Source organism: Peribacillus sp. N1, assembly GCF_054600815.1.
On record NZ_BAAHZO010000004.1, the window covers coordinates 192303 to 218787 of the forward strand.

The window sequence follows — 26485 nt, forward strand, 5'->3', positions numbered from 1 at the left end:
AATCCTCACTTTTTTTGAACTTCATCCGATATAAGGAGGAGACGAGACTTTAAATGAATGGGTGAGTATTATGGATATAACATCAGTTTTGGGCGTAGTTCTGGGTATCGTGGCCATCTTGGTCGGAATGGTGTTGAAAGGCGTTAGTGTAACGGCGCTGATAAACCCGGCGGCTATTTTGATCATTATTGTAGGGACGATAGCTGCTGTCGTAACGGCTTTCCCTTTGTCGGAATTAAAAAGACTACCAAAAATATTCAAGATTTTATTCTTTGAACAAAAATTGACAAAGCCTGAAGATTTAATAAAAACCTTTTCTGAATGGGCGGTCATTGCCAGGAAAGAAGGCTTATTGGCATTGGAAAGCATTTCGGATCAGGTGGATAATACTTTTTTGAAAAATGGCTTGAATCTTGCAGTCGAAGGTCAAAGTGCCGATTATATTCGTGATATTTTAGCAGAGGAAATAGATGCGATGGAAGAACGTCATCTAAGCGCGGCAGCGATTTTTAGTCAAGCCGGTACATACGCACCGACGCTGGGTGTATTGGGTGCGGTAATCGGGCTGATAGCTGCATTGGGTAATATGGCCGACACGGAGGCTTTGGGACATGCCATATCTGCCGCGTTCGTCGCAACCTTGATGGGTATTTATACGGGGTATGTTTTATGGCATCCATTTGCCAATAAGCTAAAACGGAAGTCGCAGCAGGAAGTTCGAATCAAAGAAATGATGATAGAAGGTATTTTATCGATCATCGAAGGGGAAGCGCCGCGAACGATTGAACAGAAATTAACATCATATTTGCCTGCTGGAGATCGTAAAAAGTGGTTAGAAGGCGATGTGAGAGAAGATGGCTAGGCGCAAAAAGAAACAAAGGCATGAAGAGCATATCGATGAATCATGGCTGGTTCCCTACGCCGATATCTTAACATTGCTTCTCGCGCTTTTTATCGTCTTGTTCGCTTCAAGTTCGGTTGATGCAGTAAGGTTCCAGCAGTTGTCCAATGTATTTAACCAGGTTTTTACAAGCGGAACGGGTTTTATGGATTTTCCAAGTGATTCCCCCAGCAATGAGCCAACGTCACCAGAACAAAGAACAGGTGCGGAAGATCTTGAGAAGCTAGGGAAAAACGAGCAAGAAGAACTTACGGAAGTTCAGGAGCGTGTAAATGCCTACATCCAAAAGAATGATTTAACGAATAAATTGGGAACGAACCTAACGGATGAAGGCATGTTGATTTCAATTAGGGAAAACGTGCTGTTCGAATCGGGTGTGGCTGAGGTGAGAAGTGAAAACCGAAAAATCGCTAAGGAAATCTCAGATCTACTAATCATGGATTTACCCAGAAACATTATCGTAAGCGGACATACAGATAATATTCCTATAAAGAATTACCAGTATGAATCCAACTGGGATCTGAGCGTGATGCGATCTGTGAATTTTATGAAGCTTCTCCTCGAAAATAAAGAGTTGGATCCCGAAATGTTCAGCGCTAAAGGTCATGGGGAATTCAAGCCGGTTGCTTCCAATGAAACGAAAAAAGGAAGGGCGAAAAACCGGAGAGTTGAAATCCTAATTGTTCCACGGACAGCGATAAATGAGTGAAAACCTGTCAGAAATGGACGGGTTTTTCTTTTTTAAGGAGATTATATGGAAAGAGAATATACAAATGTGATGGAAGAAATTGTTGTGACTTGGGTGCAGGTTTTAATGTCAGGTATGGAATACCAAACATTTTGTTCATGCGGTAAATGTAAAAATGACATCATCACATTATCATTGAATAACCTGCCTAATTACTATGTAACCACGGAAGAAGGGCGGAAAAGGATATTTGGAAATTTGAATACAGAAGAAAACAGGAAATGGATCAATAAAAGAATCATCAATGCGATACACGTTGTTGGCCAGTATCCTAAACATTGATTTGCTTTGGGGATAGGCTAATGAAATTTAACACTTACATTAATTATGTGTTTTATTTATGGTGGCAGAGGGAACATAAATAAAGTGCAAAGTATGTTCATTCGATCAAAAATTGAGGAGATGAATTATTATGGGTAAAAATATCGCATGTGTAGTAACGAATATGTTTGAGGACTCGGAGTATAGTGAACCGGCAAAGGCATTTGAAGAAGCCGGCCATACGGTAACGACTATTGAAATGATAAAAGGGAAAACTGTTAAAGGGAAACAAGGGGAGGTAGAAGTCGAGATTGATGAAAGCATCGACTCAGTGAAACCGGAAAATTTCGATGCATTATTCATCCCCGGTGGGTTCTCGCCTGATCAGCTGCGTGCTGACGAACGCTTCGTATCTTTCGCCAAATCGTTCATGGATGATAAGAAGCCTGTATTTGCGATCTGTCATGGACCGCAGTTGCTGATTACAGCCAAAACACTTGAAGGACGCCATGCAACAGGATATACATCCATTAAAGTCGATATGGAATATGCAGGTGCAAAATATTTGGACAAGGAGGTTGTTGTTTGCGGCAACCAGCTTGTAACCAGCAGGACACCTGAAGATCTTCCGGCATTTAACCGGGAATCGCTCAATCTATTGAAATAATGAAAAATCCCGGCAGCTGCCGGGATTTTTCATTTTAAAGGATTCATATACTTTCATCTTTGCAGTAAAATAAAAGGAGAGACGAATAAAAAAGGAAGTGTCACAATTGATCGTATTAAAATCTGCACGTGAAATCCAAGCGATGCATGAATCGGGTAAAATTTTGGCAGCTTGTCATAGGGAGATTGCTAAGTTGATTGTTCCTGGGGTGACAACATGGGAAATAGAAGAATTTGTTGAAGGATTCTTAAAAAAACATGGTGCGAAGCCGGAACAAAAGGGTTACAAAGGGTATGAATATGCGACATGTGCCAGCATAAATGAAGAAATCTGTCATGGTTTCCCTCGTAAGACCCCTTTGAAAAATGGAGATATCGTAACGATTGATATGGTCGTCAATTATAACGGGGCCCTTGCCGATTCAGCCTGGACGTATACGGTCGGTAAGGTTTCAAAGGAAACCGAGCATTTGGTTCATGTGACGAAGGAATCTTTATATAAGGCGATTGAAGTATGTGTGGAAGGCAATCGAATTGGAGATATTGGTCATGCCATACAAACATATGTCGAGGCGGAAGGCTTCTCTGTCGTTCGTGATTTCATTGGGCACGGGATAGGAAGTGTCATTCATGAAGAGCCGCAGGTTCCGCATTATGGACTGCCGAATAAAGGTCCGCGTCTTAAGGAAGGCATGGTATTCACCATCGAGCCAATGGTAAACGTAGGTACATATAAAGCAAGCCGGGATCCGAATGGGTGGACGGCATCCACTGCAGATGGGAAATACTCGGCTCAATATGAGCATACGATTGCCATTACGAAAAACGGTCCGCTTATTCTGACCGAACAATGAAAATGAAAAAACAGCATCGATTATGATGCTGTTTTTCATTTTAATCAATTGGCCGTTCCAATGAATACAAATCTTCTTCGATATTTCCTAATCTGTCCTCAATGACTTTTTTAGCATCTTTGATACCTTCATTATAAATAAATGGAGCAATATTTTCGAAAATGAACTGCAAGTGATTTTCAGCAGCGATTTCTCCGATTTCCTTGCCATGTTCCTGATACACATATTCTTGGATACTTTCGATCATCTTGCGGCGTTTTTCTATGGGAAATTGAATGAACATTGTGCCCTCCTTCATATTTGTTCTAAAAACCATGTAATGAATGAATCTGAATCCAAAGGGAATACGGGAACTGAAGCATGATTCCTGGTTCGTTCCAGACATTCGGGCCAAGCCACTGCTGCTTTGACATTAGTAAGCCGTTCCAATAACACGAGGTCACTTTCTTCCTTGATTAAAATGACCTTAGGAAAGTCCTCTTGCTTATAACCCTCAATTAAAATCACATCAGGGAGAAATAGACACAGTAATTGAATCAGCTCAGTTATAGGGGCTTCACCCTTGAAATTCCCGAGCAGCTCGATTGTTCCATCACCTTCAACAAGTGAAGCTGCCGCCCCAGCCTGAAAGTGTTTATTGGAATCCTTCATACCGTTAACATACGGTTTTCCGCCATGTCCATGATGTTTTAAAACGGCTGTCTCTAATTTGGCTTTGCGAAGCTTTTTGATAATATTCGTTATGAAGGTTGTTTTTCCTCTATTTTGGTAGCCAACCACCTGAAAAATAAAAGGCTTCACCAAGGCCATTTGCATCCTTCCTGGTCATCGAGGAGCAGGATGTCCACGAAATCTCCCGTTTGGAAACCACGGGTCCCCCCAGGTAAGACGGTCAGTGAATTGGCACCTGCCAAGCTTGTTGTAATATTGGATTTATCCACACCGCTAGGAATTACCTTCAACTGGCCTGATTCGTAAAATAATCGGGTCCGAAGCAGACGTGAGAATGGATTGGGCTTTAAAAAGTCTTCTGCCAATAGGGCCGTCTCTTTTCGTAAATGCGGATGTTCCGAAAACAGCATGGTGCGGATGATCGGTCTTGCAAATAGTTCAAAGCCAACATAACTGGCGGAAGGATTGCCGGATAAACCGAATAAAAATTTGTTATTATATACCGCTACAGTCGTCACGCTGCCGGGGCGCATGGCCACTTTGTTGAATAAGACTTCAGCACCCATTTTTTGATAAATATCCGGGAGAAGGTCAAAATCACCGACAGAAACCCCTCCAGTTGTAATGAGCAAATCCACTTCCTCCAAGGCAGTTGAAATGGCCTCGTAACTTAATTCGAATTCGTCCTTAAGCTTTCCATAAAAGCGGACATCTCCTCCGGCCCTCCGAATTTGGGCGGAGATGGCATGTGAATTGCTATTACGGATTTTCCCGGGCTGCAACGGTTCGTTAACATCAAGAAGTTCCGAGCCTGTAGCGAATAATCCGACGACAGGTTTCTTGGCAACTGGGACTTCGGCATATCCGAATGTTGCCAGCAAGCCGATGATCCCTGGATTGATCGTTGTTCCTTTTTTTACAAGAACATCGCCTTTCTTTGCATCCTCTCCTTGAAAAGAAACGTTTTCGCCTTCCTTAAGTGGGCGTTTAAATGATATGTACTTCTTTCCGTCCTTTTCGAATTCCTTTGTGAGCTCGAGCATGATTACGGCATCACACTCAGCTGGCATCTGAGCTCCAGTCATGATTCTCGCCACTTGATTTTTTTGTACAGGGATAGTCGGTACCATCCCCGCAGCCAGTTCTTCAACCACTTCGAACTCAAGAGGGTTATTTATGGAACCCTCTGCCGTATCCTTGGACCTGAGGGCGAATCCATCGTATGGAGAGCGGTTAAAATGCGGAACATCATTTGTAGCTACAATATCTTGAGCCAAAAAACGGTCTTGGCTTTCCTTGAGGGGAATCAGTTCCGCATGCCCTATTAATTTATGCTTCATCACTTTTTCCACTGCTTCCGCAATACTGATGGGTGTTCTTCTTTCTACCATGATTACAACTCCTGTCAGTTTTCAATTTCTATATCAAATGTATCAGAATTATTTTAAAAATGAAAAAAATCCTCACCGGTACGGGAGGATTTGAATGTTACTTATTACGCAGTCTTCCAAGTTCTTCGGCGATCGCTTCCATTTCACGGACACTGAAATTCGTTTTTTTCATCACCATTGTATAAATATCGTGCAGCTCTTCGTACATTTCGATATCAAAATGGGTTGATTTGATTGCACCGAAGTTCATCACTTTTAATTTATCCTTGATTGCTTCGATCATAAACTCGACACTTTCGGCTGTGTTTTGCGTTAAATCCATTTCCCTCATCCTTTCATACGTTCCTAAATTATTTTCATCTTTGCATGATTACCGCTGGAAGTCAATGAATATTACGAAGCTTGATCCCCAATATCCTTGGTCATCTCCACGTTTTAAACTGAGGGAGTTTGGGAAAAGATAGGAAAAAACTTTTTTAAACATTGTATAATGGAGATAGCTACCATTATCCATCAACTAATATATGACAAGGAGGAGAATATATGAGCAACATTCGAGAAGAATATAAGTGTGTCAAGAAAAGTAAATTTATGCAAGCGGTCTTTATTGGTGCGTTAGCAGGGGCTGCGATAAGCCTTTTTGACAAGGATACGCGTAATTCTGTATTGGAAAACAGTAAAAGCTGCATGAGTAATATGAAGGAATTCGTGAAGAATCCCAATGGGGTGCTTACACAAGTACGTGAAACATCATCCAAGGTCCGTTCCACTGTTGAAAAAATTTCCGATGATGTATCCTTCATTTCCCAAAAGGTGGAGGAAATGAAAGATATTCCATCGCAAGTTGCCCAAGTGGTGATGGAGACGAAGGAAGTTTTTGCTGCAGAGCAAGATGAGTCATCTTCAAGTCACCATGAACGGATTTCCTTAAATTAGAAAATGGGGTGGAGGTATGGCCAATAAAAAAGAATGGCTGAAAGGCTCATTCTTCAAGACTTTCATAAAACGGTTACAGATGGATGATGTGTCGGGGCTTGCCGCACAGCTGTCTTATTTCTTCTTACTTTCCCTGTTTCCGTTACTTATTTTTTTATTCACCTTATTGGCCTATCTGCCATTTTCCCAAGAAGATATATTAAATACCGTCCGTACATATGCGCCTGACGATTCGATGAAAATCATTGAGGCCAACCTATCTGAAGTAATGGAAGCGAATGGGACTTTATTGTCGTTTGGTGTCATCGGAACGATATGGTCGGCATCGAATGGGATGAATGCAATCATTAAAGCATTTAACCATGCATATGATGTAAAAGAAAGTCGAACTTTCTTTATTTCCCGGGGAATGTCGATTCTGCTCACATTAGCGATGATTTTTGTTTTTATTGTCGTTTTATTGCTGCCGGTATTCGGAAAACAGATCGGAGTATTCCTATTTGCCGAAATTGGACAATCCGATGAATTTCTTATGATTTGGAACCAGCTTCGCTGGGTAATAAGTACGCTTGTATTTTTAATTGTGTTCACGATCCTTTATTGGATTGCCCCCAACATAAAGCAAAAATGCATAACCGTACTGCCCGGTGCTATCTTTGCAACGGCAGGATGGAGTCTTGTTTCCTTTTTGTTTTCTTTTTATGTGGAGAACTTCGCTAATTATTCCGCAACATATGGGAGCCTTGGAGGGATCATCGTATTAATGGTCTGGTTTTATTTATCAGGGCTCATCATCATACTGGGAGGGGAAATAAATGCGCTCATAAGTGAAAGGCAAAAACCAGAATGTGCATGAGCTTCCTGAAGTTCCCGTAATAGCGGACTATCATGCTGCAGATACTATTCAAGAAATAACAACTTTTGATGAGGAGGAGTTCTTTCATGAGTAAAAAGGATGGCAGCACAAAGCAAAAAGGAAAAAATAAAGGTTCGAACCATAAAACATCAGGTTCTGCAAATGGTAAGAACGGATATCACTAAATTGAAACGATCATAAAAAAAGGGAGCCTTGGAGGGCTCCTTTTTCATGTTTAGTTTCTCAAAAGTCTTAAGCTGTTCAGTATAACGAGAATTGTGCTTCCTTCATGTCCAATGACGCCGTATGGAAGGTCAAGGAATTGAAGGAAATTGGATGCGATCAGGATCATGATGACCGAAATTGAAAAGATGACGTTTTGTTTGATGATTCGATTCATCTTCTTGGATAATTTGACTGCTTCCGCGATGCGCGGCAAGTCATTCTTCATCAGAACAACATCCGCTGTCTCCAAGGCAACATCCGTGCCTTCACCCATTGCAATTCCCACAGATGCCGTTGCTAGTGCAGGTGCATCATTGATGCCATCCCCAACCATTGCTACAGTGCCAAAATGTTCTTTCAGCCTTTTCACTTCAGTCACTTTGGTTTCTGGCAGGCATTCGGCAATATATGCATCAATGTGGCTCTCCGACGCAATCGCTTTAGCCGTTTTTTCACCATCGCCTGTCAGCATGACGGTATGGATGCCCTCCTTTTTCAAAGCTTCGATGGCTATAATGGTTTCTTCACGCACGACATCTTTCAAAGTGAGAATACCGGCAATCCCTTGATCATCCTTTGCATAAACGATTGTCTTGCCTTGTTCAGCCAATGTCAGTGCAATGCCATTTTGGAATCGTTCTGCTTCACTGCGACCGACGAAATCAGCTTTTCCGACTTTCCAAAGCACGCCATTGATGTATGCTTGAACCCCATTGCCTGAGATATCTTCCATGTTATCCGGTTTAATGATGTCTCTTTGCAATTTCGTTTTGGCATAACGTACGATCGATGTTGCCAAAGGGTGGTTTGAATAATTTTCAACAGATGCAATATGAAATAAGAAATCATCTTCGTTTAAATCTTCGCGGATAATGACATCCGTTACCTCGGGTTTTCCTTTTGTTAATGTACCGGTTTTATCTAAAGCAATTGCCTGCAGGTTACCTAGATTCTCAAGATGGATGCCGCCTTTAAATAAAATGCCATGACGAGCACCATTTGAAATGGCAGATAGCGTTGCTGGCATAATAGAAGCCACAAGTGCACAAGGTGAAGCGACAACGAGCAGGATCATCGCCCTGTAGAATGTTTCGGTCCAGCTCCACCCCAATATGAAATGGGGTACGAACATCATCAAGCCGACAACGGTCAATACCACTTTTACATAAGTACCTTCAAACCGTTCAATGAACAGCTGGGAAGGGGACTTTTCACTTTGTGCGGATTGAACGAGAGTGATTATTTTTTGAAATAATGTTTCACTTGCTGGTTTGGTGATTTCCACGGTAATCGTACCACGGAGGTTAACCGTTCCGGCAAATACTTCATCATCCAATGATTTGCTGACCGGTATGGATTCACCAGTGATGGCGGCTTCATCGATATTGGTACGGCCGTCAGTGATTTTTCCATCTGAAGGAACTCTCTCACCTGGTTTCACTAAAATCAGATCTCCGACATGCAGCTGTGAAACGGATACGGTTTCTTCATATCCGTTAGTGATGCGCAGTGCTTCCTCAGGCTGTAAGTCCATAAGTGCCGAAATTTCTTTATGGCTTTTATTCATCGTGTATGTCTCAAGGGCACCGCTTAAAGCGAAGATGAAAATCAATATGGCACCTTCCGTCCAGTATCCGATGACCGCAGAACCGATGGCCGCAAAAATCATCAGCATCTCAACATTCAATTCCCGGTCGGCAATCGTATCTTCTATTCCTTCTTTTGCTTTGGCATATCCGCCAATCAAGAAAGAAGCTAAGTATATGACGATGGAAGTGGACTCCATTCCGTTCTTTGAAAGGGCCCATCCCAACACTATTAATAAACCGCTGAACAATGCAGCAAAAAGTTCTAGATGAGGTTTTGCTTTTTCCAACCAAGTGGTTTGGCATGAAGCCGGTTGGGTTAAATGTTTAGTATCTGTAGTCATAAGATTCCCTCCCACATTCTTCTCTATTTTGTGTAAATGATATAGATTATCATTTGTGTGATATATAATTGAGAAAGATAATCAACGTCATTTCTCTGGATAAAATATGAAAGCTGCCACCGTAATTGCGATGACAGCAATGTTTTCAAAGGTTTTTAAACGTAATGTCCCTTTTGTTATTATTATAATACCACATATCCTATTCAGAAATAAAGAAGAATGATTCTAATCTAGTAAAAAATATAAAGTGCATCCTAACCAAATATTCAGCCGCTATTGAGAAATACCTTTCAAATTGAATAATAAAAGAAGTAGTCCAGATAATAAACTATACTAAATAACTGAAGCAGGCATTTTCTCCTTAAACAAGGCCAACGAAATGAGGACAAGGAAAAGCATGATGCTGATCATATAGAAAAAATTCCCGCCTTGTATATGTTCAATGACAAGGCCGCCAAAAAACGGACCGCTGATGCTACCGAGGCTAAAGAAGATACTGCATAATAAATTTCCAGCAGGTAATAGGTTTCGAGGCAAAAGGTCTGCCATATAACTGATTCCCAGCGAGAAAGTCGAACCAACCATCATTCCGCCAAACATAAAGCAAATGAATAGACCAAGCACTGAATAAGAATAAATCCCTGCAAGAGTGAATATGGCAAACCCGGAAAAAAGTATCGTCAGCAAGGTCTTTCGCCGGCCAAAACGGTCACTTATCATCCCCAAGGGAATCTGGGTAAGCAGGGTCCCCGCGGAAAATGCCGGGATGATGATGGATACTGCGGTTAAATCGATTCCGGAGCGCAGGGCGAATACAGGGAAATTGCTATTCAATGATGCTTCAAGCACGCCAAATGTGAACGGAAGTAAAAAAGCGACCCAAGCTATGCGGCTAACTTTCGTAAACCTTTTGAGTGTGCCAAAGAATGATGTGTTTTCAGAATCATCCTGTTCAGGGAGCTCATTTCCAATAAGGAAAACAGTGGACCAAGCTAGAAGGCTAAGTATGGATGTGATGATGAAAGGTAAAGACTGATTAATCTCGAGAAGCTTCGTCATCATCGGGCCAACCATGAACCCAAGACTGAAGAAAAGTCCATAAATGGCAAGATTCCTTCCGCGCTTCGTTTTTGGTGAAATGGCAGTGATCCATGTCTGGGTAGCAAAGTGAAGTGTATGATCGCCGATTCCAATGAAGAAACGCAGGACGAACCAAAACCAGAATGATTTCCAAACAGGAAATAATGCAAGCGATAGAATGACCGTTATACCGCCAAATAATATCAAAGGCTTATAGCCGTATTTACGGAGCGGGGCTTCCATAAAAGGAGAAATCAACAGAATTCCAAGATAAAGCGAGGCTGCATGAAACCCGTTTAGGGATGAGCTAATTCCGTCATTTTCAAAAATGATGGCAATGATCGGCAGAAGCATCCCTTGAGAAAACCCCGATATGCCGACAATTAAGATTAAAACGCTAAAAAGCAATTTATTATTCATAAAATCAAGTCTCCTAAGAAATGTATACCTTCTGATGTTACATCTTAGGAAGAGGATTAAGCAATAGAAATTTGGGTAAATATTGACAAGAAGAGAGAGGATGATAAAATTTTCCTTTGTCATCTCCCGAAGATTATGTATGATAGTTTTTGTTACATAAAGGAATTATAGGATTGTGAGGAGAAGTATCGTGAATAAAATATTTTTTGGGCTTGTCCTGTTAGGCGTCCCTATATCAGTCATTGGGTCATTATTGCATTGGCCGAGCGTGATCATGTTCATCGTATATTGCTTAACCATCGTTGCGCTAGCAGGATTCATGGGCCGTGCGACTGAAAGCTTAGCGATCGTTATGGGACCAAGGATTGGCGGTCTCTTGAATGCAACCTTTGGAAATGCAGTGGAATTGATCATATCCATCTTTTCATTAAAGGCGGGGCTTGTGGGGGTCGTGTTGGCTTCTTTAACTGGTTCCGTATTAGGAAACTTATTGTTGGTGGCAGGACTTTCATTCTTTGTCGGAGGGACTAAATACAAACGGCAGAAATTTAATGTATTCGATGCGAGGCATAATGCCGGTCTATTGATTTTTGCAGTTATTGTAGCCTTCGTCATACCGGAAGTATTCACACAAGATATGAGTGAATCACGTACGATGTCGTTAAGTGTAGGAATTAGCATTATTTTGATCTTATTATATCTTGCTGCATTATTCTTTAAATTGGTTACTCACCGTGGGGTATATCAGCATACGGAGAAACCCGAGGAACATGAAGAGGAAGTACCGGAGTGGAGCAGGAAAAAGGCAATTATTATACTTGCTGCTGCTACATTGGCCGTTGCGTATGTATCGGAGAAACTTGTTCATACGTTCAGCGAGGTGGGGGAAACCTTCGGATGGTCGGAGTTATTCATAGGTGTCATTATCGTTGCAATCGTGGGTAACGCGGCAGAGCATGCGTCAGCCGTCATAATGGCCTATAAAAACAAAATGGATGTCGCAGTGGAAATTGCCGTTGGTTCCACACTTCAAGTAGCGATGTTCGTAGCTCCTGTACTCGTACTTATTTCATTAATGTATCCAACTCATATGCCGCTTGTTTTCACAATGCCAGAACTGATATCAATGGTTACAGCAGTCTTTCTGATGATCATGATTTCGAATGACGGGGAAACGAACTGGTTTGAAGGCCTTACCTTATTGGCCGCTTACTTCATTATGGGAATTGGATTTTACTTATTATAAGAAATGCAGGCCTTCCGATGCGGGAGGTCTTTCTTTTTATATAATTCAAAAATAAAAATGACTCTGCTCAGGTTAGATTTAGCAGAGTCATTTCTATATTAGTAAATTACCATTCATAAGTCATTCCAAAATTTTTCATCATGCTTTTGTAAAAGTTGAGAAATATTCTAGAGTGTCACACCATCCTTTTACATCAGATTTAAGTATAGGCGAATTCGTTTTCTGTCATCCTTTAAAAGGGTGTCATGGATTGTTCGATAAGCATACCTCCTGAAGGTTTAATAGGTATGAACGATTTCGCCTCCTTTTTATAATGTAAAATAAGTATAACCGATTTAAATAAAAAAGTAAATATTCTGAACTTTACAAATTCATTACAAAATCGAAATAAGAATGAAATGTATAGAATGTTAGCTAAAAACAAAATCTATAACAAAATGATTGAACCCCTCAAAAGGAGTGCGACAGCATGAGAAGAACTATTCTTATTACGATGATTGCCCTAATTGCCTTTATTCAGACGAATGTAAGTTTTGCAGCTGATATTCCAGAAGGCAAAGCAAATCCGAATATGGTGAAAATCCCACCTTCCGTTTTGAATATTGCAAAGGAGAATACGTATCCGAACCCAACCCAGGATCTTCCGATGCTGCAGCCGAGTAAGTTGGCCGAACAATTGATCGATTCGTCGGATATCAAGATTGAAAATCCAGAACTCATCCATATGTTGAATGAATCGGCAATTGCAAAAGCTCCGCTTGCTTTTGGTTACAGGGCGACGATTTACCTTGGCCATTGGGCATTGAATTATGAGTCTTCGGAAACGGCGCCAAACTGGGAGTACCAAAAAATCAATACGAATTACTACGATAATCGCGGCGGTGAGGTTCCATACAGGATCCGTTATGTCCAGGAAAGTCAAAAGGCAGTGAGTGGCGGTCTTACTGCGAAAATCCCTAAGGCAGAGGATGTTCAAAAGATGATGCTGTTAAAAGCCACTGAGAAAACGAATTTGCCGTTGGCTTTTGAAACGATCATCGGAGCTGGTACAAAAAAAGATGAAGTATACAATGTTGCTTCTAATAGGATAGGTTACTTATCCAGTTATGCTTCCGCCGTCAATGAAAAAGGGAAGATCACATATGGGGAAGTGTATTTGAACTTAAAAGGAAGTAAAAGAACCATTACGATAAAGAACATCACTTCACAAGGCATCGGTGCATGGATACCGGTTCAGGACCATGTTTCCTTCAGCTTTACAGTCTCGCAGCAACCCAGGTAAATTGAAAAACTCGCCGGAATGGCGAGTTTTTTTTCTTCATATGGTTGACTTCCTGATCCTGAAGTCCTCCTTCGGGTAGTATGCATTCTTGACGAGAACATTCGGGCCTAGACATTTGACTGCCGGACAGTGGCAATTCAATTCATTGGCGAGTTTCGAATTCATCCATGTTTCATAGGATTTTGTCAAAGGTTGGTCTTTGATATTCCCTAATGTAGGCGCGTCACCGAAATCGGTCACGATCACTTCCCCGGTGAAAATATTGATGTTCAACCGGGAACGTCCATCAGGGTCATTACGAACAGTTACTTTATGTGAACCATAAAGGCGTTTAAGCAGCTTTATATCCTCTTTACTGTTATTGCAAGGATAAAATGGCAGGGTACCGAAAAGCATCCAAACATTTTCATCACGGATATCAAGCAAATGATGAATCGCTTCACGCATTTTGTCCAATGATAAAGTTTCAAGTGCCGAAGCGAAATCGCTTGGATACATCGGATGAATTTCGTGCCTTTGACATCCCATTTCATCGACAATCTGTCTGTGAATATGCTCAAGATGCGGCAATGTCCGTTTATTAAGCATCGTTTCTGCAGAAACCAGCACACCAGCCTTGGTCAGGGCACGGGAATTTTCAATCATTTTATCGAATAATTTCTTTCGCTGTTCCCGAGATGGTTTTCGGTCCATCATGGCAAAGCCGATATCAATGAATTCATCGATCGTTCCCCAGTTATGGGAAATGTGCAGAACATCCAAATAAGGAATGATTTCCTCATACCGTTCCAGGTCAAGGGTCAAATTGGAATTGATTTGTGTCCGGACCCCGCGGCTACGGGCATATTTCAATAGAGGCAAAACATAATTCTTCACTTGTTTTCTTGAAAGCATCGGCTCCCCGCCAGTGATGCTGAGCGAGCGAAGCAAAGGGATTTCATCGAGGCGCTGAATCAATAATTCCAGTGGCAGTGCATCCGGGTCCTTGGGCTGAAGTGTGTAACCGACGGCACAATGCTCACAACGCATATTGCAAAGGGTGGTGGTGGTGAACTCCACATTGGTAAGGCTGAGCTTTCCATATTGTTCAACGTCCATATATGCTTCCCAAGGGTCATACTTGGGTGTAATTGGTGTTAAAAGATCTTGCTTGATTATTGACATATTTAAAACTCCTTACGTAATAATGCACTAACCCATTATGAACAATGGGGACAAAAAATGTCAAATGGCGGAGAGTGCATTTATAGCTTGCCATTGCACTTTCAAGCAGATTTCGTTACGATGAAAGAAGAACGGAAGGAGAGTGCCTCATGGGAAAATCCATTACAGGTAAAAACGAACAATTAACATACTTAAAAGAACGCCTCACGATGTTCATGGAAGTTCTTGATCATATCGAACCGGAAAATACGGAGTTGGAAGATATAGACCGTTTAATCGGCATGTTAGATGATTTGGAAGGCAAAGTGGAACAATTCAAAACCCGCGAAGATTAATATCTGTTTCGATAGTATGATTTTTTCAATGTTAATATTCATGAAGGGATGACGGGAATACTGCGTCATCCTTTTTTAATGGAAATGATTGGTGATGAAATTTAATTCATGGGTTATTTCTGGCGGGTTTGCTCATTTCTCTCCAAATTGCTTTTCATTATGAAAAATAATTACTTGTTTTCGAAAGATTATGTTAGATGTATAATAAAACGGGTGTTGTATCATTCGCTATTTATAGAGAAGCAGGGAAATGATTAAATCTAATCTAGGGGAAATAAGAGGGGGAAGAGAAATTTGGATATTCAAAAATTCCAAGAAAGTATGTACAGTCTTATCGTTGAAACTTCAACGAATCTTCCAAAGGATGTTCGTCGTGCGGTCAAAAGTGCAAAACAACGTGAAAATGCAGGTACTCGTTCTGCATTGAGCCTGACCACCATCACGAATAATATTACAATGGCTGACGACAATGTATCACCGATTTGTCAGGATACTGGTCTGCCGACTTTCAAAATAAAAACTCCAGTTGGCGTGAACCAACTTGAAATAAAAAAAGCAATCCGGAATGCGATCATCTTAGCGACAAAGGGCGGAAAACTTCGTCCAAACGCAGTTGACTCTTTATCGGGTGAAAATAGCGGGGATAACCTTGGGGAAGGTCTTCCTGTCATTAAATTCGATCAATGGGAAAAAGACTATATTGATGTTCGTCTAATCTTAAAGGGCGGCGGCTGTGAAAATAAAAACATCCAATACAGTCTGCCTATGGAGCTTGAAGGATTGGGAAAAGCGGGCCGTGATTTGGACGGAATCCGTAAATGTGTCCTTCACTCTGTCTACCAAGCACAAGGACAAGGCTGCAGTGCCGGCTTCATCGGTGTTGGTATCGGAGGGGACCGTTCATCCGGATATGATCTGGCTAAGGCTCAACTTTTCCGCAGTAATGAAGATGTGAATCCGAATGAAGACCTTCGTAAACTTGAAGATTACATCATGAAGACAGCTAATGAATTGGGAATCGGCACGATGGGCTTTGGCGGCGAAACTACGTTGCTTGGATGTAAAATCGGTGTCATGCACCGTATTCCGGCAAGCTTTTTCGTCTCCGTTGCTTACAACTGCTGGGCGTTCCGCCGTTTAGGAGTGAAAGTCAATCCGGAAACAGGCGAAATAAATGAGTGGTTATATCAAGAAGGGGAGAAAATCGACTTTGCTTTGGAAGCAGAAAAAGCAGCGAAGGATGAAGTGGCAGCCGCTGCAGAATCGGACGTTGAAGCTTCCCGTGAAATCACCCTGCAAGCACCAATCACGGAAGAACAAATCCGTGAATTAAAAGTTGGTGACGTCGTTCATATTAACGGCAGAATGTATACAGGCCGTGACGCCATCCACAAGCACTTATCTGAAAATCCTGCACCAATCGACCTAGATGGACAAATCATCTATCACTGTGGACCGGTTATGCTGAAGGACGAAGAAGGCAAATGGCATGTAAAGGCTGCCGGACCGACAACAAGTATTCGTGAAGAACCATACCAAGGTGATATCATGAAACGATTCGGCATCCGTGCAGTTATCGGTAAAGGCGGAATGGGACCAAAAACACTAGAAGCACTAAGTGAGCACGGCGGCGTTTATCTAAATGCAATCGGCGGGGCTGCTCAATATTATGCAGACTGCATCAAATCCGTCGAAGGTGTGAACTTCACTGAATTTGGTATTCCAGAAGCAATGTGGCATCTGAATGTTGAAGGATTTACTGCCGTGGTTACCATGGATTCACATGGAAACAGCCTGCATAAAGACGTTCAGCAATCTTCATTGGAAAAATTGGCGCAATTCAAAGAACCAGTATTTAAATAAATGTATGCAAAAGACGCTCGCCAAACGGTGAGCGTCTTTTGCATAGCTTACTCCTCTATTTCCGGCAGTGGATCGATTCTTGATGCATCCTCTAAATTCAAACCACTTTTCACAAAATGAACAAACACTCCACCACTTAAACCAAGACAACCAACAAAGCCTAAAGTGATAACCCATTCCAGCATTTCATTCCCCCCCTGCTAATGTATATGAAAAAAAGGCGAAAATTACCTCAAAAAAGTACAATCTTTTGGAAAGGTCGCACATACATTAGAAGAGAAAGGGGGGATTTTCATGCAGAATAACTACTTCTTATTCTTTATGGCCATGCTAACCGGTTTTGCTTTCATCAAACTTCCTGTGGCAAACACGATTTTCTCCGGACTTGAAACATTCCTTGACGTAATCGGAATTGTAATCGTTCTCATTTTCGCTATCGCCATTATTTGGAAGGCGGCACAAGCGCTATTTAAAGGATAAACAAAACATGGAGGGCCAATCCTTTTCGGAGGAGAGGCCCTTTTTTGCGTCTGTCATAGATACTAACGAACTAATTCGGCCTCCGGGGCGTTAATTTGATCCAGAGCGAAATTTATAAGGCTCAAGAGCGAAAATACGACCTGTGGCGAGATCAATTCGCCCCATGGAGCGAAAAAATCGACCTGTGGCGAGATCAATTCGCCCCATGGAGCGAAAAAATCGACCTACGGCGGCAGAAATTCGACCTACGGAGCGAAAAAATCGACCTACGGCGGCAGAAATTCGACCTACGGAACGAAAAAATCGACCTACGGCGGCAGAAATTCGGCCCATGGAGCGAAAAAATCGACCTACGGCGGCAGAAATTCGACCCACGGAGCGAAAATTCGACCTAAAGCGGCAGAAATTCGACCTACGGAGCGAAAAAATCGACCTACAACGAGATCAATTCGACCTTCACAATATCATGCATATAAATCTCCATGTTCCAAACAATAAGAAAAAAGAACATGGGGGATATTCCAATGAAAAAAATGGTGATTTTATCCGCTTTTATTTGCTTGATATGCTCTTTGGCAAGCCCGGCTTTTGCAGAATCCTATAACTGGGGTTTCAATAAAGGAAAAAATGGGACACCTGCCGATGCCGGTAAAAAATTCAATGAAATGCTGCCTGAATATGAAGCGATTTATAAGGGGGATACAAAGAAAAAAGTCGTTTATTTAACATTTGATAACGGTTATGAAAATGGCTATACGGCCCAAATTTTAGATGTCCTGAAGAAACATGGTGCTCCTGGAGCTTTTTTTGTCACGGGTCATTATTTAAAAACGGCACCTGAGCTTGTTGTCCGTATGGCTAATGAGGGGCATATCGTAGGAAACCATTCATGGAACCATCCGGATATGACCAGCGTGACGGACGATGTGATTCGCACGGAGCTTGAGCGGGTAAAAGAAGCAACGGAAAAATTAACGGGGCAAAAGGAAATGAACTACTTAAGGCCGCCTCGTGGGGTATTTAATGAAAGAACGATGAGGATCGCAAAAAAAGAAGGGTATTACCACATCTTCTGGTCACTGGCATATAGAGACTGGATTGTTGATCAACAAAAGGGTGCCGCGTTCGCACACGATGAAGTGCTTAAGCAGATTCATCCCGGTGCGATATTATTATTGCATACCGTATCGAAGGATAATGCGGATGCTTTGGACTCGATTCTGACGGATCTTGAAAAACAGGGGTATGCTTTCGGTAGCCTTGATGATTTAATGATTGAGAAGCAGCTGCCGAACCGAATGCTTTATTAAAGTGAGAAGCGGGTCCTGTAGAGATAATTCAGGTCCCGCTTTTATCCATTCTCCTCAATTTCAAGTAATATTTCAGGAAACATGCTATAATACGTGGAAAACTGCTAAAGGATGGATCGCTTGTGTGGACAGAAAAATTACAGGTTCAAGGACCCTATAATTTCGATCTAGTTCTCGAACGATTATCGTTAGACCCACTTCAGGTAGTTGATTTCACTAACAGGACGGTAAAAGTTCCGCTATATATAGAAAATGAACCAATCGTTTTGCAGGTTCAAGCAATAGGAAATATCGATGAACCATCTTTTATCATCAAAGGTCATTCAGAGGTATACAAGTCAAAAGCGATCGAACGGTTAAAAAAGGTCTTTCATTGGCATCAGCCATTAGAAGGCGTTTCCAGGCATTTCCGGGAATCCGATTTGCGGGAAATCTTCGAAGAGCACCGCGGTACTGCCATAGTCTTGGACTTCGATTACTACAGTTGCCTCGTTAAATGCATCATACATCAGCAATTGAACTTATCCTTTGCCCATACGCTTACGGAACGATTCGTTAAAACCTTCGGCTACCAGATGGAAGGTGCCTGGTTTTATCCGACGCCGGAAACAACCGCCCAACTTAAAATCGAGCAATTGAGAGCCATTCAATTCAGCGGCCGGAAAGCGGAATACGTCATCGGACTTTCCGAGCAGGTCATTCAGGGCCATCTCAACCTTGATATAATGGAAAAGCTATCCGATCAAGAGGTTATGGATACACTAATAAAAATACGCGGTATCGGTAGATGGACGGCTGAAAACTTCCTGCTTTTTGGACTTGGCCGGCCGAACCTATTTCCTAAAGCCGATATTGGCATTCAAAATGCCTTGAAAATATTATATGGCTTACCGCAAAAGCCAACCCAAGAAGAAATGGAGTCCTATAGTGAGAAATGGGCTCCATATCTAAGCTACGCTTCCCTCTATTTGTGGAGAAGCATTGAAAAACGGAGTGAAAAGAAATGACAAACATTCAAGATACAAAACTGGAAGTGGATCAAACCCTTCCCCTTACGATTAAACGGCTTGGCATTAATGGAGAGGGAGTCGGTTATTTCAAAAAGAAAGTCGTCTTCGTCCCAGGAGCATTGCCTGGTGAAGAAATTGTAGCTTTGGTCACAAAGGTGCAGCCAAACTTCACCGAGGCGAAAATAAAAACCATCCGTAAAGAATCACCGCATCGCATTGCAGCGCCATGTCCGGTTTACGCTGAATGCGGCGGATGTCAGTTACAGCATTTAAGCTATGACCAGCAGCTTATCGAAAAGCGCGATATCGTCATTCAAGCGATGGAGCGCCATTCGAAATTCCCGGTTTCTTCATTAAATGTAAAAGAAACGATCGGTATGGAAGATCCTTGGAATTACCGCAATAAAAGTCAGTACCAAGTCGGCCAAAAAGATGGTAAATTGATTGCTGGCCTTTACGGCTTGAATTCCCATAATCTGATCGATATCCCGAATTGCCTTGTACAGCATAAGGCAACAAATAAGGTAACACGTACAGTGAAAAAGATTCTAAAGAACCTGAACATCTCAATATATAACGAAAGAAAAAGAAAAGGTGTTATTCGTACGGTCATTACACGGGTAGGCTTTGAAACAGGTGAAGTGCAGGTTGTCCTTGTTACAGGTGCGGAGGAAATTCCACAAAAAGATCAGTTGCTAAAACAAATTCGGGACCAATTGCCAGAAGTGAAATCGGTCGTTCAAAACATCAACAACCGAAACACATCACTGATATTTGGCGAAAAAACGATTCACCTGGCAGGCGAAAAAGTCATCAACGAAACATTGGGTGACCTATCATACGAACTATCAGCGCGTACATTCTTCCAGCTTAACCCCGTTCAAACTGTTCGCTTATATGATGAAGTGAAAAAAGCGGCAGCCTTAACCGGCACGGAAAAAGTGGTTGACGCTTATTGCGGTGTAGGAACCATTGGTCTATGGCTGTCTGAAAATGCCAAGGAAGTCAGAGGAATGGATGTCATTAAAGAATCCATCGAGGACGCCAAGAAAAATGCTAAAAAACATAAACGCGACAATGTATACTATGAAACAGGCAAGGCCGAGAATATCCTTCCACGCTGGACCAAAGAAGGCTGGAAACCGGACGTACTTGTCGTCGACCCGCCAAGATCAGGCTGTGACCAATCATTACTGCAGACAATCTTGAAAGTAAAACCGAAAACCATAGTGTACGTATCATGCAACCCTTCCACTTTGGCCAAGGACTTACAAGAACTGAGCACTTCTTATCGCGTTGAGGCCATACAGCCTGTGGATATGTTCCCGCAGACGAGCCATGTAGAGTGTGTCTCGCAACTCATTTTAAAAGAAGGAAACTAACGAATCGCTAGTTGCTTTTGTATATAGTTTTTACACTGATGTAAATGGATTAATATATTGGAATCATGTATTGAATAAAATACTGATTTTCTGAGAACATGTTTCTATTAAAACATGTTCTCCTATTTTTTATTCTTCTTCATAATGTAATTCTGGTGGGTTTGAGCGGTAAATGCGTTTTGGGTATTCAAGTCCGCCGTCAATTACATTCGGACCGGTTTTCCTTAAAATAAACATTGCTGATTTTCACAAATTATAAATGTCCAAAATGTACTTGTGTTTGATAATGAGTTATTAAGCATGATATAAGTGTAAAAGAAGTGGAGCACTTGGCTTTTATATTTTTTGACCGAGAGTTTGAAGTTGTATCCATAGTGAGAGGATTTGAGTTTGAAATGATAGATAATTTTTGGCGTGATTTACCACGACCATTTTTTGTACTTGCACCAATGGAAGATGTGACAGATGTTGTTTTTCGTCACGTAGTAAGTGAAGCCGGTCGACCGGATGTATTTTTCACAGAGTTTACAAACTCGGATAGCTATTGCCATCCAGAGGGCATGAAAAGTGTGCGTGGCCGTTTGACTTTTACAGAAGATGAGCAGCCAATGGTGGCACATATTTGGGGGGATAATCCCGAATATTTCCGTCAAATGAGTGTTGGCATGGCAGAGCTAGGATTTAAGGGCATCGATATTAATATGGGCTGCCCTGTACCGAATGTGGCATCGAGAGGGAAAGGTAGTGGCCTAATTCTGCGTCCAGACGTGGCGGCAGAACTTATTCAAGCAGCAAAAGCGGGCGGACTGCCTGTCAGCGTGAAAACACGACTTGGCTATAATGATGTAAATGAGTGGGAGGAGTGGCTGACGCAAATTTTAAAACAGGATATTGCGAACCTTTCCATTCATTTACGTACAAGAAAGGAAATGAGCCAAGTAGATGCGCATTGGGAGCTAATTCCGGAAATCAAAAAATTACGTGACCGTATCGCACCAAATACGCTACTAACAATCAATGGAGACATTCCTGATCGTCAAACTGGACTGCAGCTTGCTGAACAATATGGTATTGATGGCGTTATGATCGGGCGAGGAATTTTTAAAAATCCTTTTGCTTTTGAAAAAGAGCCAAAAGAGCATAGCAGTAAAGAATACCTTGATCTTTTAAGATTGCAGCTCGATCTTCAAGATCAATATGCGGAAGTACTACCACGTTCAATCACAGGGCTTCATCGCTTTTTCAAAATTTATGTCAAAGGATTCCGTGGAGCTGGTGAATTAAGAAATCAATTGATGAACACGAAATCAACAGATGAAGTGCGTGCATTGCTTGATAACTTTGGAAAAGAATGTTGATGGGAGCAATAAGCAGAGTGATCCGGGAATCTGTAAAAGGTTCTCGGATTTTAATCTGCGTTTATTTCCATCCATTTGTGTAATAATGAGAGTACTGTGAATAGAGAAATACATAGGAGGTTTTTGGATGCATAATCATGATATATTAATTCGATTAAGATATGCGCTTGATATTAAAAATAAAGATATGGTAGAGATATTTAAACTCGGGGAGATTGAAGTGACGATGGAAGAAGTCATGCAGATGCTCACAAAACCAAAAGATGATTATTATGATGAATATGAAGAATATGATGATATGGATGAAGAGGAAGATGGGGTAACCTGCAATAACATGATGTTAGAGTCCTTTTTAAATGGTTTGATCATTTTTAAAAGAGGGAGACAAGAGCCAAAACCTGGTCAGCCTCAAAGTCAGGCACCGGCTGTAAAGATTAAGGAAAGTGTGAATAATATCCTCTTGAAGAAACTGAAAATAGCATTAACATTAACCAGTGAGGATATGATCGAAATTTTGGAAGAAGCAGGAGTCATGATAACCAAAGGGGAATTAAGCGCTATACTAAGAAAAGTGGGTCATAGGAATTATAAAGAGTGCGGAGATCGATACGCGAGGAATTTCTTAAAAGGATTAACTTTGAGATATAGGGGATAACACTGTAACATCTACATTATAAATCAGACCATGAAATCGTGAAAAGTACTTTTCACGATTTCATGGTCTTTTTCTTATGACGATATTGAAGGGATATAAAGTGCAAATAGTAAAAAAAGAAGGCTCTCTCAAGGCACCTTCTGAATCATTAACCTTTTAAAAAGTCTGTTTTTGCGAAATTGGGGTTTGGATATTTATAGAAGCCTTCTCCTGCTTCTCTTCCGATTTTCCCTTTATCGATATATTCTGTTTTCAATAAGTTAGCCAGCTTTTCAATCTCTGGATCACCTGTCGCTTTCGCTTTTGCAAGTGAAATATTATAAGCGGTATTGATTCCTACCACGTCCAATATAGCGAATGGACCAAGAGGTGCCCCTGTTGCGACCATCCACGTTTTATCGATGGTTTCCGTATCGGCCACTCCTTTTAATAAGAGCATTTGTGCAGCATCCAAAAGAGGAACCAATAAGGAATTCAGAATATAGCCTGGCTGTTCTTTATGTAAAGGCAGAGGAACCATTCCAATCGCTTTTGCAAAATCAATCACTTCTTCGAAAACTTCACTATCCGTTGCAGGATGCTTCATGATTTCTGCCGTATTGTTTTTCCAGATTTCATTAGCGAAGTGCAAAGCGAGGAATTTTTTTGGACGGCCTGTTGCTTCGGCAAATTGGCTTGGTAATAATGTAGAAGAGTTCGTGGCGAAAATTGTTTTTTCAGGTGCCACTTTTCCTAACTCTGTGTAAAAATCGGTTTTGATTTGAACCACTTCCGGAATCGCTTCAATCACAAGATCAGCTTCGGCAACTGCCCCAGATAAATCACTGTGGAAAGAAATGCGGGCATAAGCAGCATTAAGATCTTCCTCCGCAGCTCCTATGTCTTCTTTATAGTAGGGCTTCAAATTAGTGATCCTATCTTTTGCACGTTCCAATGCTTCATCATTGATGTCATATACTGATACGTTAAATCCTTTGAATGCGGTTTGAAATGCAATCTGACTTCCTAAAACGCCGCTGCCGGCAATCGTGATATTCTGATAATTCATAGTCATTCTCCTTTATTTCTTTGGATATCTCTACTTGTTAATTATTGCACTTATCATGAAAATAGATGCAGGAATAGCTTTGGATATATATTATTTTCCCTTTAAGGGACCCGATAAAAGCATATTAAAACGTAACACCCCTTCTTAGATGCAGGAGTTTCTTCATAACCATTCCTATTATTTTGAATTGATGATAGCTTGTACGTATTGCTCATTTCATCAGTTGCCCATTGCATTTCACCCGTAACTACATAGTTTATAATAAAAGGTTGGACGAGGTGTAAAAATGGATGATTACCAAAAAGTGATAACCATTCTTGGGAGTGCAGGAGGGGCAGCAAAATCAATACTTGCCATATTGAATAAATCAGCTATTGATAAAAAGGATCCACTCCATCTTTTTATATCCAGTTGTATTATTCACTTAATTGATATTAAACAAAAGGAAGAAAAATATTATCATGAATTATTTCCACACCTAAAAGATCAAATTGTACTGCATCAATTTGATTTAAAAGATAAAAAGCGGTTTATCAAGCATCTTGAAAGCACAAAAACATTATGTGTGATTGATCTTTCATGGGCGGATACGGTTGAAATGCTGGAATGCTGCGACGCATTAGGCGTTAATTATGTTAATTCCGCTTTAGAAAACACAATGGTCGATGAAAATGAAGAATTATATTATGGGTTTCCTCTAATTGAACGGATCAGGCATTTTGAAAAGTTTAAAGATCGATTTTCCAATTCTACAGCTATAATTGGGTCGGGAATGAATCCAGGGGTGGTGCAATGGATGGCCATTGAGCTGTTAAAGAGTGATTCAGAGGAACGACCGCTAGGCTGTTACATTGTAGAGCATGACAATTCGTTTTTTAAGGACAAATCGAAGGCAAAGAATGACGTCATTTACACAACATGGTCTCCCGAGTGCTTTCTGGATGAGGCTATTTCAAGCTATCCAATGTTTATGAATCACCATACACCGCTCTTTTTATATGAAAATGTTTATGATGTCGAATTTAAAGTCACATTAGGGGACAAACAGTTTTACGGTTGTCTAATGCCTCATGAGGAAGTATATACTTTAGGTAAATTGTATGATATGGAAGGCGGCTTTTTATATAAGGTAAATGACCATACGACGGAGTTAATCCGCTCGAAACTGGATGACGCCGATCAATTATGGAACCATGACATGAAGGTTCTCGATCCGCTTGAAGCCGAACTTGACGGGGAAGATCTAGTTGGTGTCCTTATCGTTTATCAAGATAAGGAGCGTTATATATATAATACATTAAAGAATCGCGATATCTTTTCCAAATACAAAACCAATGCAACATACTTTCAAGTGGCCTGCGGGATATATGCTTCATTATCGGTGCTGCTAATGGATCAAATCCCCAAAGGGGTATACTATGTGGACGAGTTATTGTTAAATACCAATAATCATTACGGTCAATATTTGACCTATTATATGACGAGTTTTGTAATTGGAGAAAACAATCATTCAGATGGTCCTTTACTTCACAGAATGAAAAAGATGAATCAATAATGTGAATTTTAAGTCGGCATCAGAATTGAGCTGGCTTAAATTTCCAACTAAAGTTGTGCACATTTCCTTCTGAATGTGCATAACTTTTTTGTTTTTTGATTTACTTTTTACGTGTAAGTTACGGCAATATCCGGAGCTGATCAGCAGCTCTTTTTTTATTGTTGTAATGGACTTTAACGTCCATTAGTACAATGTAAAACAGACAAAAAAGAGGATAATTAATGCCCTTGCAGACCATAGACAATTTCAGTTTTTTCTTTAAAAAAGTTTAAGAAATTCGCTCCCTTTCCGCCGACTATCTGCCAAGTCTCATCTGGAAGGGGGCACCAAGTATTGTTTTAAAAAGTGGTGAAATCACTTCGGTAAAATCGTGGAAGGGATTCGGCAAGAGACCATTCCGGACTCCCTTTTTCGACAAAACTGAAAGAGGATAATCAATCCCCTTGGTTGACTTCATTTGTTTGTTCATCAGATTTTTGGACGATTTCTTTTAATTCACCAATGTCACCTTTTGCATTGATAATCTCAAAAATCTCATTTAGGCCTTCTGAGGTCTTTTCATTTTCAGTTTTCACAATACCACTCCTTTATTAGGTTAATGGTTAATGTCTCCAAAAAACCCGTAGATAAAACATCGGTTACATTGGAAAATTGATGAAATTCTCTTCGTATTTCCATTGATATAAACGCATTTCAGGCGAATGCTGATTGTAAAAACTACAAAAATTCAAATTTTTTTGTCCACACAATATGGACAACATTAAAATTATCAATTATTATGATTGTAATAACACTTAGTATAAAGGGATTTACGTTAATGTTGAGTGTGTTTATGGAGAAGACACGTGTATTTTTGG

General features: G+C 41.0%; 29 protein-coding genes. 19 read left to right on the plus strand and 10 right to left on the minus strand.

Going from position 1 to position 26485, the window contains the following annotated elements:
- The first annotated feature begins 70 nt into the window (after positions 1–70).
- The 5 genes from motA (at position 71) to map (ending at position 3430) form a co-directional block, all read left to right on the plus strand.
- On the plus strand, positions 71–862 hold the full coding sequence (gene motA, locus ACYP5M_RS16770; RefSeq protein WP_101224885.1) for a flagellar motor stator protein MotA: 792 nt from the start codon (positions 71–73) through the stop codon (positions 860–862).
- The gene (motB, locus tag ACYP5M_RS16775; protein ID WP_101224884.1) at positions 855–1610 is read left to right on the plus strand and encodes a flagellar motor protein MotB; all 756 of its coding nucleotides are present in this window, start codon (positions 855–857) and stop codon (positions 1608–1610) included. The genes motA and motB overlap by 8 nt, the downstream gene beginning before the upstream one ends.
- Before the next feature lie 45 nt (positions 1611–1655).
- On the plus strand, positions 1656–1931 hold the full coding sequence (locus tag ACYP5M_RS16780) for a late competence development ComFB family protein (protein ID WP_230177842.1): 276 nt from the start codon (positions 1656–1658) through the stop codon (positions 1929–1931).
- A gap of 130 nt (positions 1932–2061) precedes the next feature.
- Positions 2062–2577: a type 1 glutamine amidotransferase domain-containing protein gene (locus ACYP5M_RS16785; RefSeq protein ID WP_459735293.1), complete on the plus strand. Its 516-nt coding sequence runs from the start codon at positions 2062–2064 to the stop codon at positions 2575–2577.
- Positions 2578–2683: 106 nt separating this feature from the next.
- Entirely contained in the window at positions 2684–3430 is a 747-nt protein-coding gene (gene map, locus ACYP5M_RS16790; protein WP_101224883.1) for a type I methionyl aminopeptidase, read from the plus strand.
- Positions 3431–3470: 40 nt separating this feature from the next.
- Here the strand turns inward: map and ACYP5M_RS16795 are convergent, their stop codons facing one another.
- From ACYP5M_RS16795 to ACYP5M_RS16810, 4 genes are all read right to left on the minus strand, one after another.
- Complete coding sequence (locus ACYP5M_RS16795) at positions 3471–3713, minus strand: DUF2164 domain-containing protein (RefSeq protein ID WP_063234700.1); 243 nt, start codon at positions 3711–3713, stop codon at positions 3471–3473.
- Positions 3714–3724: 11 nt separating this feature from the next.
- Positions 3725–4240, minus strand: coding sequence for a molybdopterin-guanine dinucleotide biosynthesis protein B (gene mobB / locus ACYP5M_RS16800; protein WP_230177841.1), 516 nt, complete (start codon positions 4238–4240; stop codon positions 3725–3727).
- A complete protein-coding gene (locus ACYP5M_RS16805) occupies positions 4228–5493 on the minus strand; it encodes a molybdopterin molybdotransferase MoeA (RefSeq protein ID WP_434168433.1) in 1266 nt (421 codons plus the stop codon). Before ACYP5M_RS16805 ends, mobB begins: the two co-directional genes overlap by 13 nt.
- A gap of 97 nt (positions 5494–5590) precedes the next feature.
- Positions 5591–5815, minus strand: coding sequence for a DUF1128 domain-containing protein (locus ACYP5M_RS16810; protein ID WP_034305672.1), 225 nt, complete (start codon positions 5813–5815; stop codon positions 5591–5593).
- Positions 5816–6036: 221 nt separating this feature from the next.
- Here ACYP5M_RS16810 and ACYP5M_RS16815 point away from each other — a divergent pair, with 221 nt between their 5' ends.
- Positions 6037–6429 (plus strand): YtxH domain-containing protein, encoded by a 393-nt coding sequence (locus tag ACYP5M_RS16815; RefSeq protein WP_101224880.1) that lies wholly within the window; start codon positions 6037–6039, stop codon positions 6427–6429.
- 16 nt (positions 6430–6445) lie between these two features.
- The gene (locus ACYP5M_RS16820) at positions 6446–7285 is read left to right on the plus strand and encodes a YihY/virulence factor BrkB family protein (RefSeq protein WP_101224879.1); all 840 of its coding nucleotides are present in this window, start codon (positions 6446–6448) and stop codon (positions 7283–7285) included.
- A 235-nt stretch (positions 7286–7520) separates the two neighbouring features.
- On the opposite strand, the gene ACYP5M_RS16825 is transcribed toward ACYP5M_RS16820, so the two are convergent.
- Both ACYP5M_RS16825 and ACYP5M_RS16830 read right to left on the minus strand, forming a co-directional pair.
- Positions 7521–9440: a heavy metal translocating P-type ATPase gene (locus ACYP5M_RS16825; protein ID WP_402944420.1), complete on the minus strand. Its 1920-nt coding sequence runs from the start codon at positions 9438–9440 to the stop codon at positions 7521–7523.
- Positions 9441–9773: 333 nt separating this feature from the next.
- Positions 9774–10940: an MFS transporter gene (locus ACYP5M_RS16830; RefSeq protein ID WP_459735294.1), complete on the minus strand. Its 1167-nt coding sequence runs from the start codon at positions 10938–10940 to the stop codon at positions 9774–9776.
- 187 nt (positions 10941–11127) lie between these two features.
- Between ACYP5M_RS16830 and cax the strand changes: the two genes are divergently transcribed.
- The gene (cax, locus tag ACYP5M_RS16835; protein WP_101225035.1) at positions 11128–12186 is read left to right on the plus strand and encodes a calcium/proton exchanger; all 1059 of its coding nucleotides are present in this window, start codon (positions 11128–11130) and stop codon (positions 12184–12186) included.
- A 469-nt stretch (positions 12187–12655) separates the two neighbouring features.
- The gene (locus tag ACYP5M_RS16840) at positions 12656–13468 is read left to right on the plus strand and encodes a YfkD famly protein (RefSeq protein ID WP_434168436.1); all 813 of its coding nucleotides are present in this window, start codon (positions 12656–12658) and stop codon (positions 13466–13468) included.
- Positions 13469–13504: 36 nt separating this feature from the next.
- Here the strand turns inward: ACYP5M_RS16840 and yfkAB are convergent, their stop codons facing one another.
- Positions 13505–14632 (minus strand): radical SAM/CxCxxxxC motif protein YfkAB, encoded by a 1128-nt coding sequence (gene yfkAB / locus ACYP5M_RS16845; RefSeq protein ID WP_459735295.1) that lies wholly within the window; start codon positions 14630–14632, stop codon positions 13505–13507.
- A 149-nt stretch (positions 14633–14781) separates the two neighbouring features.
- Between yfkAB and ACYP5M_RS16850 the strand changes: the two genes are divergently transcribed.
- Both ACYP5M_RS16850 and ACYP5M_RS16855 read left to right on the plus strand, forming a co-directional pair.
- Positions 14782–14967 (plus strand): SE1561 family protein, encoded by a 186-nt coding sequence (locus ACYP5M_RS16850; protein WP_101224874.1) that lies wholly within the window; start codon positions 14782–14784, stop codon positions 14965–14967.
- A gap of 294 nt (positions 14968–15261) precedes the next feature.
- Positions 15262–16830, plus strand: coding sequence for a fumarate hydratase (locus tag ACYP5M_RS16855; RefSeq protein ID WP_133351834.1), 1569 nt, complete (start codon positions 15262–15264; stop codon positions 16828–16830).
- A gap of 47 nt (positions 16831–16877) precedes the next feature.
- Here the strand turns inward: ACYP5M_RS16855 and ACYP5M_RS16860 are convergent, their stop codons facing one another.
- A complete protein-coding gene (locus tag ACYP5M_RS16860) occupies positions 16878–17015 on the minus strand; it encodes a hypothetical protein (protein ID WP_170971547.1) in 138 nt (45 codons plus the stop codon).
- Between the two features lie 109 nt (positions 17016–17124).
- Between ACYP5M_RS16860 and ACYP5M_RS16865 the strand changes: the two genes are divergently transcribed.
- The 7 genes from ACYP5M_RS16865 (at position 17125) to ACYP5M_RS16895 (ending at position 23025) form a co-directional block, all read left to right on the plus strand.
- The gene (locus tag ACYP5M_RS16865; RefSeq protein ID WP_101224872.1) at positions 17125–17310 is read left to right on the plus strand and encodes a hypothetical protein; all 186 of its coding nucleotides are present in this window, start codon (positions 17125–17127) and stop codon (positions 17308–17310) included.
- Positions 17311–17405: 95 nt separating this feature from the next.
- A complete protein-coding gene (locus ACYP5M_RS16870) occupies positions 17406–17705 on the plus strand; it encodes a hypothetical protein (RefSeq protein ID WP_459735296.1) in 300 nt (99 codons plus the stop codon).
- 129 nt (positions 17706–17834) lie between these two features.
- A complete protein-coding gene (pdaA, locus tag ACYP5M_RS16875) occupies positions 17835–18620 on the plus strand; it encodes a delta-lactam-biosynthetic de-N-acetylase (protein ID WP_101224871.1) in 786 nt (261 codons plus the stop codon).
- Positions 18621–18742: 122 nt separating this feature from the next.
- Positions 18743–19627, plus strand: coding sequence for a DNA-3-methyladenine glycosylase family protein (locus tag ACYP5M_RS16880; RefSeq protein WP_230177837.1), 885 nt, complete (start codon positions 18743–18745; stop codon positions 19625–19627).
- Positions 19624–21012 carry a 23S rRNA (uracil(1939)-C(5))-methyltransferase RlmD gene (rlmD, locus tag ACYP5M_RS16885; protein ID WP_101224869.1) on the plus strand — a complete coding sequence of 463 codons (1389 nt, stop codon included), beginning with the start codon at positions 19624–19626 and terminating at the stop codon, positions 21010–21012. Before ACYP5M_RS16880 ends, rlmD begins: the two co-directional genes overlap by 4 nt.
- Before the next feature lie 395 nt (positions 21013–21407).
- Positions 21408–22370: a tRNA dihydrouridine synthase gene (locus tag ACYP5M_RS16890; RefSeq protein WP_101225034.1), complete on the plus strand. Its 963-nt coding sequence runs from the start codon at positions 21408–21410 to the stop codon at positions 22368–22370.
- A 127-nt stretch (positions 22371–22497) separates the two neighbouring features.
- Positions 22498–23025 carry a YehS family protein gene (locus ACYP5M_RS16895; RefSeq protein WP_230177834.1) on the plus strand — a complete coding sequence of 176 codons (528 nt, stop codon included), beginning with the start codon at positions 22498–22500 and terminating at the stop codon, positions 23023–23025.
- 148 nt (positions 23026–23173) lie between these two features.
- On the opposite strand, the gene ACYP5M_RS16900 is transcribed toward ACYP5M_RS16895, so the two are convergent.
- Complete coding sequence (locus ACYP5M_RS16900) at positions 23174–24073, minus strand: 3-hydroxyacyl-CoA dehydrogenase (protein ID WP_452444906.1); 900 nt, start codon at positions 24071–24073, stop codon at positions 23174–23176.
- A gap of 286 nt (positions 24074–24359) precedes the next feature.
- Here ACYP5M_RS16900 and ACYP5M_RS16905 point away from each other — a divergent pair, with 286 nt between their 5' ends.
- A complete protein-coding gene (locus ACYP5M_RS16905) occupies positions 24360–25628 on the plus strand; it encodes an S-adenosylmethionine decarboxylase related protein (RefSeq protein ID WP_459735297.1) in 1269 nt (422 codons plus the stop codon).
- 434 nt (positions 25629–26062) lie between these two features.
- On the opposite strand, the gene ACYP5M_RS16910 is transcribed toward ACYP5M_RS16905, so the two are convergent.
- Positions 26063–26203, minus strand: coding sequence for a hypothetical protein (locus ACYP5M_RS16910; RefSeq protein WP_202190642.1), 141 nt, complete (start codon positions 26201–26203; stop codon positions 26063–26065).
- Positions 26204–26485: the final 282 nt, after the last annotated feature.